This is a genomic window from Methylobacterium sp. WL69, assembly GCF_008039485.1.
Classification (GTDB): domain Bacteria; phylum Pseudomonadota; class Alphaproteobacteria; order Rhizobiales; family Beijerinckiaceae; genus Methylobacterium.
Genome location: NZ_VRUZ01000137.1, coordinates 1 through 8282, shown reverse-complemented (window position 1 = coordinate 8282; position 8282 = coordinate 1). Strand labels below are relative to the sequence as shown.

The 8282-nt window shown below is 69.5% G+C and carries 6 protein-coding genes and 1 tRNA gene; 4 read left to right on the top strand and 3 right to left on the bottom strand.

The features are described from left to right. Positions 1–48: 48 nt before the first annotated feature. Positions 49–125 (top strand) — tRNA-Met (locus FV218_RS21160). Between the two features lie 221 nt (positions 126–346). Then, positions 347–2389 (top strand): M23 family metallopeptidase, encoded by a 2043-nt coding sequence (locus FV218_RS21155; RefSeq protein WP_246685222.1) that lies wholly within the window; start codon positions 347–349, stop codon positions 2387–2389. Between the two features lie 153 nt (positions 2390–2542). Here FV218_RS21155 and FV218_RS21150 read toward each other — a convergent pair whose 3' ends face one another. The 3 genes from FV218_RS21150 to FV218_RS21140 form a co-directional block, all read right to left on the bottom strand. Continuing rightward, complete coding sequence (locus FV218_RS21150; protein WP_147711436.1) at positions 2543–3931, bottom strand: methyl-accepting chemotaxis protein; 1389 nt, start codon at positions 3929–3931, stop codon at positions 2543–2545. Positions 3932–4116: 185 nt separating this feature from the next. After that, positions 4117–6381, bottom strand: coding sequence for an HWE histidine kinase domain-containing protein (locus tag FV218_RS21145; protein ID WP_147711435.1), 2265 nt, complete (start codon positions 6379–6381; stop codon positions 4117–4119). Further along, positions 6378–6680: a SelT/SelW/SelH family protein gene (locus FV218_RS21140; protein ID WP_056097269.1), complete on the bottom strand. Its 303-nt coding sequence runs from the start codon at positions 6678–6680 to the stop codon at positions 6378–6380. Before FV218_RS21140 ends, FV218_RS21145 begins: the two co-directional genes overlap by 4 nt. Positions 6681–6916: 236 nt before the next feature. Between FV218_RS21140 and FV218_RS21135 the strand changes: the two genes are divergently transcribed. Beyond that, positions 6917–7546, top strand: coding sequence for a LemA family protein (locus FV218_RS21135; protein ID WP_147711434.1), 630 nt, complete (start codon positions 6917–6919; stop codon positions 7544–7546). A gap of 6 nt (positions 7547–7552) precedes the next feature. Further along, on the top strand, positions 7553–8282 hold a 730-nt coding region (locus FV218_RS21130), incomplete at its 3' end, for a TPM domain-containing protein (protein WP_147711433.1).

Genomic DNA, 8282 nt, shown 5'->3' with positions numbered 1-8282 from the left:
CATTCCCTCCAGACGATCCGAACTTGCCCCAAAGGCAAAACACCCTGGCGCGGGGTGGAGCAGCCCGGTAGCTCGTCAGGCTCATAACCTGAAGGTCACAGGTTCAAATCCTGTCCCCGCAACCAAACATCAAACAGACCAAAAAGCCCCCGATCCTCAACGATCGGGGGCTTTCTGCCGTTTGCTTCACATCAAGCCGCGCTCCGTCGGGGGAACGCCGTCGCCTCACTCTCGACACGCTGACCTTCGACATCCTAGACCCGGCAGGGGGCTTTTCCGTTCCGTTCGCCGATGGTGCCAGGGGCACGTTCACAAGGGTTGTTTCGTGAAGCGCGGTCGCCTCAAGATCGGCCATCCGGCCCAGACTCAGGACGGGCGTCCCACGCCGCGCTTCCACAACGGGATCGAACCGCCCCTCGACCTCCTCGGACCCGACGCGCCGCGCATCGATCGCCGTGAGGTCAACCTGCGCTGGCTCTGCGCCAGTACCCTGACGGGCCTGACCGGAGCCGGTCTCATCGGGGCGGCGATCCATGTGTCGTTCCAGAGCGACATTTCCTTCGCGGCGATCCCCGAGCGGGCGGCTGTCGTCGTCCGTTCCGCGCCGAGCGACGACGACATCGCCCTGGCGCGCAAGGGGGACCGCCTCGTGCGAAACCTCATGATCGCCTCGGCGAAGCAGAGTTTCCGCGCACCCGTCACCGTCCGCCTCGCCGACCGCGAGATCATCAAGGTCCGGCCCTTCGTCCGCATCTCCACCGCCCTGTCCATGACCACGGGGGTGTTCGCCGCCGAGATGCCGCGCTTCGATCCGATCAAGTTCGCCTCGGACGAGCCGTTGGAGCGCGCACCGGACCCCGGCATTTCCGAGGGCCCGGGTGGCGAAGTCTCCGTCGTGAAGCAGGATCTCGTCGGCCTGGCCGTCGAGCCCGGCGCGGCTGCCCTGACGGACGACGATGTCGCCGCGCAGATCGAGGAGGAACGCCGGCTCACGGCGGAGGCCGGCCGACGCAGCGCCGTGCCGGTGGCACCGCAGATCATGCTGTCGCGCACCCTGCAGCATGGCGGAGCCTCGTCGGATTTCGAACCGGCCCAGCCCGTCGGTGGTCCCAGCCCGTTCCAGTCCATCGATGTGCTTGTGGTGCCCGAGAACGTGACCCGGCTCGCCAAGGTCGGCCTGCGCGCCGGCGACGCCCCCCTGGTCGACGAGCGCGACCTCGCCCTCAAGCGCGGCGAGGGCCTCGAGACCGTGCTGCGCGGGACCGGCCAAGCCACTGAGGAGCAGATCCGCGGGATCGTCGCGGCCCTTGGCGGGCGCGGGCGGATCAGCGAGCTCGCCGAAGGCCAGCAATTCCGCCTCCAGATCGCGCCCGGCCCCAAGCCCGGCGATCCGCGACAGGTGACGCGGCTCATCCTCTACGGCGAGGGCGGCATCGAGGCCATCGCGGCGATCAACGATCGGGGCGCCTTCGTCTCCGTGGCACCCCCGACGGAGGGGGCGCCCTCGCCGAAGGTCTTGGGCAAGGTCGACGCGTCGGGCGAGGACGAGGAAGAGGAGGGCGGCTCCGGCCCCCGGCTGTATCAGAGCCTCCAGGAAACTGCGGCCCGGCATGAACTGCCGCGGACCACCGTCGAGGATCTCGTGCGGATCTTCGGCTACGACGTCGATTTCCAGCGTCGGATCTCATCCGGCGACGCCCTCGACGTCTTCTACACCTTCGACGAGGATGCGGGGCAGACGGCCTCCGAGCGGCCGGACCTGCTCTACGCCGCGCTGAACCTCGGCGGGGAATCACGCAAGGTCTACCGGTTTCAATCCCCCGACGACGGGACCATCGACTACCTCGACGAGCAGGGCCGTTCCCTCAAGAAGTTCCTCATCCGCAAGCCCATCGCCGACGGCATCATGCGGTCCGGCTTCGGCTACCGGCGCCACCCCGTCCTCGGCTACGCCAAGCTCCATACGGGCGTCGACTGGTCCAATCCCATCGGTACGCCCATCGTCGCGGCGGGCAACGGCACCCTGATCAAGGCGGATTGGGATTCCGGATACGGCCGCCGCATCGAAATCCAGCACATCAACGGCTACGTCACGACCTACAACCACATGTCGCGTTTCGCCCGCGGGATGACGGCTGGAGCCAAGGTCCGGCAGGGGCAGGTGATCGGCTACGTCGGCTCCACCGGCCTCTCGACGGGGGCCCATCTCCATTACGAAGTGGTCATCAACGGCCACTTCGTCGACCCGATGAAGATCCGGGTTCCGCGCGGCCGCGAGCTCGACGGCCGGATGCTGGCGGAGTTCACCCGGCAGCGCGAGCAGATCGATGGCGTGATGCAGAAATCCCGGTCTGCCACGGCGATGGCGCAGCGCGAGACCCTCCGCTGATACGCACGCCGCGCGATCGATGCCGTGACGAGATCTTCGGATGTGGACGGCATCCGACGATGACGGGTCGCCGCCATCGCGGAGCGATCGAGCGGGACAGGGTATGACCGGACATGGCTTGCTGGCATCGATCCGCCGCGTCGCCCCTCCGGATCAGGCGGAGGCGGCCTCGCCGAGCATGATCCGGGCGGTGTCGAGCATCGTCTTCATGGCGTCCGTGGCGCCGCGATAGGCCGGTGTCCCCACATCCCAGTTCTGTCCCGCCAGGGCCGTGATCATCCGATCGGCTTCCTCCAGCACCTTGGCTTCTGCCGTGAGAAGCTGCGGCAGGGCGGGATGGGTGGCGAGGGGGCCGACGCGCAGGAGACCGGCGAGGCTGAGCCCGTCGTTCCAAGGCAGTCTGGCGAGGCTGCGATCCGGCTCGGCCAAGCCGACGAGGACGCGGGCGAGCTTGCGTTTCCAGGCGCCGATATCGGCCGGCAGGCGCACCAGGGCGTAGGCGGGCAGACCGCGCGCGCCCGTATCGAGGGCCTTCTGCCCGAGGGCTTCGGCCTTGACCAGGCGCTTGGTGATCTGCTCAATCTCCTCGTGGGTCTTCGAGGCCTTGCCGGCGATGTTCTGGACGCTGGTGGAGATCTCCGCCGTCGCCTGGCGCTGCTGGCCGAGCATGTGCGCGATGGCCCGGTTGAGTTCGCTCGCCTCGCCGATGCGGTCGTTGGCCTGCGAGACCCGGGTCTCGAGGCCGTCGACGATGGTCCGGCCGGCGGACACGGCGCTGCGGCTCTCGCTCACCGCCTGGGCGATGGACCCCATCTCGACGGTCAGGGTGTTGAGGAGGGAGCGGATCTCCCCCGTGGATTTCGCGGTCTGGGCGGACAGGGATTTCACCTCCGCGGCGACGACGGAGAAGCCGCGCCCGGCCTCGCCCGCCCGCGCCGCCTCGATGGTCGCGTTCAGCGCCAGGAGATTGGTCTGGCTCGAGATCGCCGCGATGGCGGTGGCCATCACCTCGATCTGCGCGATGGCGCGCTCGAGCACCACCACGCGGTCGGCGATCTGGACCGTGCGTCCCTCGATCTCCTGCATGGCGCCACGGGCCTGGCTGCCGTCGGTGATGCAGCTCTGCATGGCGGACAAGGCGTCCTCGGCGACCTTCACCACCGTGTCGGAGGTCTGCGCGACCTCGGCGATGGAGGCGGCCATCTCCTCCGTGGCGCCCGCGATGGTCTGGGTCGCGCGGGCGACCTCGCCGACGTCGTAAGTCATCCATCCGGTGTTGGTCGCGGCTTCCGAGGCTTCCCGCGCCACCCGGGCGGTGCTGCCCAGGGCCCGGAGCGTCGCGCGGTCGGACTCACCTTGGAGACCGACGAGGGCGGTCTTCAGGGGGCCGTCGGGCAGATCGACGGCGTCGAGGTCATGGGTCGCCATCAGGCGTTCGACGGCGTGGATCAGACGGACGTCTTCGGCGACGGGCGTGGCTTCCGGCGTCGATTCGGCAACGCGGCGATTCTTCGCGAACCGTGTCAGGGGAAGACCGAGCATCGAGGACGTCCTGTTGGCGAGGCGTCACTGATATGTTCGTCCGATTAAGACTCACTTAATGCGCGTCAAACCTTTGTACCGACTTTGCCCGTTTCCGGGCATCGCGTTTTGTACCCAGAAGTTGTGTTGGGTGCCGCGCAATATTCTTACGAAGACAGAATGACGCGCTGCGGCAGAGCGCATGCTTATGGGCGCGACGCATCCGGGCGGTGCCCTGTCCCGGCTTCGTGCCGACCCGGCAGCGGAAGGTCGGTCAGGCCGGCCCGGCGCTCCAGGAGGGTCGGGGGCGGCACCGGGGCCGCGATGACGCAGACCACGCCGCTTTCCTCGAACAGGAGTTGCACGTCGCCGGCCAGATCGCGGGCGAGGCTGCGCTCGATCAGGCGTGAGCCGAACCCCGTCCGGGTCGGCGGGACGACGGCCGGCCCGCCGCTCTCGCTCCAGCGCAGGATGAGCCGGACGTCCGGATCCCGTACCACCGACCAGGTGATGGCGACGCGTCCGCCCTCGCGGGAGAGGGCGCCGTACTTCACCGCGTTGGTGCCGAGTTCGTGCAGCGCCATGGCGATGGAGAGGGCGAAGCGCGGCGGCAGGCGCAAGGCCGGGCCGCTGACCCGGAAGCGCGAGGCGTGGCCGTCATCCCCGTCGAGGGGCGCGATGGCGTCGGCCACGACGGTCCCGAGTTCGGCCCCCTCCCAGCTCTCGCGGGTGAGGACGTCGTGGACTCGCGCCAGGGCGAGCAGCCGCGCCTCGAACGCCGCACGGGCGGAGGCGGCCTCGTCGCCTTCGAGGCGGCGCAGGGACTGGCCGGCGATGGACTGCACGGTGGCGAGGGTGTTCTTCACGCGGTGGTTGAGTTCGTGGATGAGGAGCAGCAGGTGCTCCTCGGCGCGCTTGGCGTCGGTGATGTCGACGTTGCAGCCGGTGTAGCCGAGGAACGCTCCGGTATCGTCCTGGCGCGGCACGCCCTCGCAGCGCAGCCAGCGGACCCGGCCGGTCCGGTCGACGACGCGGACCTCGCCGCGGAACGGCTCACGGGCCTCGAACGCCTCGCGGAACAGGGTCGAGAAGGCCGGAAGATCGTCGGGATGGACGATCCGGTGCCAGCCATCGCCCGCCAGGGTCCGGGCCGCCTCGCCGAACAGGTGCTCGAAATGCATGTTGGTGAAACTGATCTCGGCCGTCTCGTCGGTCATCCAGATCAGGGCCGGGGCCGAATCGGCCATGTGGCGGAACCGCGCCTCGCTCTCGCGCAGGGCACTGAGGCCGCGCTCGGTCTCGGCGAGGGCCCGGTCGCGCTCGGCGCTGCGGGTCCGCAGGCGGATGGAGGCGTCGGCCAGGACCTCGCCGAGGCGGCGGATCTCGTTGACCGGCGAGCTGATGCGCGGGATCGCCTCGCCGCGCTCCAGGGCGTGCCCCGTCGCGGCGAGGCGCCGGAGGGGCCGCGCCACCCGCGACCACAGGCTCAGGGCCAGGATCGACGAGGTGGCCAGCACCAGGAGACCGAAGCCGCAGAACGCCCAGATCCAGCCGTGCAGCCGCGCATCCACGAGGGATTGCGGGATGACCGCGCCCACCGTCCATCCGGTCAGCCGGGCCCGGGCCTCGACCACCGTGACGGGCCGCATCTGGCGATCCTTGCCCTCCCAGACCCCCGCGGTGTCCGTCTGCTTCTGGCGCAGGGTCCCCAGGCGCGGACGTCCGACGATGGCGGCCGAATCGGGGATGCGGGCCATCACGACGCCGTCCCGGTCCGAGATGCCCGTCATCCAGCCGGCGATGCTCTCCCGGGCGACGAGGGCCTGCAGGCGGGTCACCGGCGCGCTGAAACTGAGGATGTAGGCGATGTCGCCCTCGACGGACACCGGCACGGCAATGGCGTAGGTCGCCGCGTTCGGGCTCGCCCCGTGCAGCAGGCCCGACACCATGGCGCGCTGGGTGCCGGCCGCGATCTCGCGGTCGAACGGCAGGCTGCCCCGCGGCAGCGGCGCGCCGGGCGGCACCGCCGTATTGACGAGCTGCTGTCCGTCGGGACGCCGCAGGAGGAGGTCGAGGCCGACGGCGTCGCGTACGAGGCGGGCCTGGGTGTCGAAATTCGCGAACTCGGCATCCTTCAGACGCGGCGAGGTCGCTAGGGTCTGGAGCACGGAGACGAGGCCCGCCGTATCCCGGTCCACCGAGAGGGCGATGCCGCGCACGTTCTCGCGCGCATCCTGCTCGAATCGTGCCCGCTCGGTGCCGGCGTAGCGCACGAGCAGGATCGCGGTGAACAGCAGGCCCGGCCCGATCAGGGCAATGACCAGGGCGACGAGGTAGACCTGCGTCGAGACATCCCCGCGCCACAGGGCCGGGAGGAAACGACCGAGGCGCCGCGACCGCCGCCGGAACGGCCCGAGCGGCGTCTTTCCGGCCGTCTCCGCGCCGCCGTCCTGCGGACCGGACGCACTCATGGGCGGTCGAGATGCCCGAGGTCGCGCGCCGGGCTGATCCGGTCGCGCACCCGCTGCTTGAGGGCCTTCACGTCGGGAAACCCACCGTCGCGGGTCCGGTCCCACAGGATGTCGCCCTCGCACGCGATGACGAACACGCCGCCGGTTCCGGGAACCAGCGCGACCTCGCCGAGGTCGTCCCGGAACGTGGAGAGCAGCTCCTGGGCCATCCAGGCCGCGCGCAGGAGCCATTGGCACTGCGTGCAGTAGGTGATGGAAACCCGCGGTTTCCCGGCCGGGGCGTGTGGTGTTCCGTCCATGACCGGCACAGCGCACCGAACCCCCCCGCCTTGTCAACCGCGGGACCCTTCGACGCCGCGGTCATCGCGAGCGCAAAGTCGCGCTGGCGTTGCCGTCGTCGCCGAAGTCTACCCGTGGGGATTCGGCCGTGCCTTTCCTGCGCGCAAAACCTTCTCCGTGCCGGCGGCCGTACCTATCTGTCGCAGGGGACGGTCGAGACCGTTCCGATCCATCGTTGCCCTCAGGAGTCCCGTCCATGCATCCAGGCGTCGCCATCCCTGCCGGTCCGACCGTCTTCGGCCGGGTCCGCGCGGCGTTCGTCGCCCTGGCGCTCGTCACGACCCTCACGGGATGCGGCGCCATCAACCGCGTGCCGACCCTGGAGGAGAGCGCCAAGTCCTCGTGGAGCGAGGTGCAGAACCAGTATCAGCGCCGGGCCGACCTGATCCCGAACCTCGTCGAGACGGTTAAGGGTTACGCCCAGCAGGAGAAGGACGTCCTCGTCGGCGTCACCGAGGCGCGCGCCAAGGCCTCCAGCGTCAAGGTCGATGCCTCGACGGTGAGCGACCCGCAGAAGTTCAAGGAGTTCCAGGACGCGCAGAACCAGCTCTCGGGGGCCCTCGGGCGCCTGCTCGTGACCGTGGAGCGCTATCCGGACCTCAAGTCGAACCAGAACTTCCTCGCCCTCCAGTCGCAGCTCGAGGGCACCGAGAACCGGATCGCCGTGGCGCGCCGCGACTACATCGGCGCGGTCCAGGCCTACAACACCGAGGTCCGCACCATTCCGGGCCGCTGGATCGCCGCGTGGTTCTATCCTGAGGCCAAGCCGATGGAGACCTTCACGGCGACGCCGAATGCCGAGCGTCCGCCGAACGTGAAGTTCTAGGCGTCCATGCCGGCGAACATGGGCCGGGGATTTCGCGCCGTCCTCCTCGGGCTCGTGCTCGTGCTGCAGGCGGGGCTCGTCCTCGCCGCCGATCCGACCTTCCCGGCGCTCTCCGGGCGCGTCGTCGACGCGGCCGGCATCCTGAAGCCGGAGGACCGTGCCGGCCTCGAGTCGAAGCTCAAGGCCTACGAGGACAAGACCACCGATCAGGTCGTCGTCGCCACGGTGCCGGACCTCCAGGGCCTCACGGTGGAGGATTATGCCAACCGCCTCTTCCGGCACTGGGCGCTCGGGCAGAAGAAGACGAACAACGGCGCCCTGCTGCTGGTGGCGCCGAAGGATCGCAAGGTTCGCATCGAGGTCGGCTACGGCCTCGAAGGCGCCCTGACGGATGCCCTGTCGAAGGTGATCATCACCACGGCGATCACCCCGCGCTTCAAGACCGGGGACTATGCCGGCGGCCTCAACGCCGGCGTCGATGCCATGCTGTCGATCCTGTCGGGCGACGCCGAGACCTCGCAAAGGGAGACCTCGCAAAGCGAGACTTGGCACCGCAAGGCGGAGATCCGCCGCGACGAGGCCGATCCCGGCCAGGTGATCGTGTTCATCGTCATCTTCCTGGTGATCCTGTTCCTCGCCTACCGGATGAACCGCGGACGGCGCGGTGGCGGCTTCGTGATCCTGCCCGGACCGTCCTCCGGCGGATGGAGCGGCGGGGTCTCGGGGGGCTTCGGAG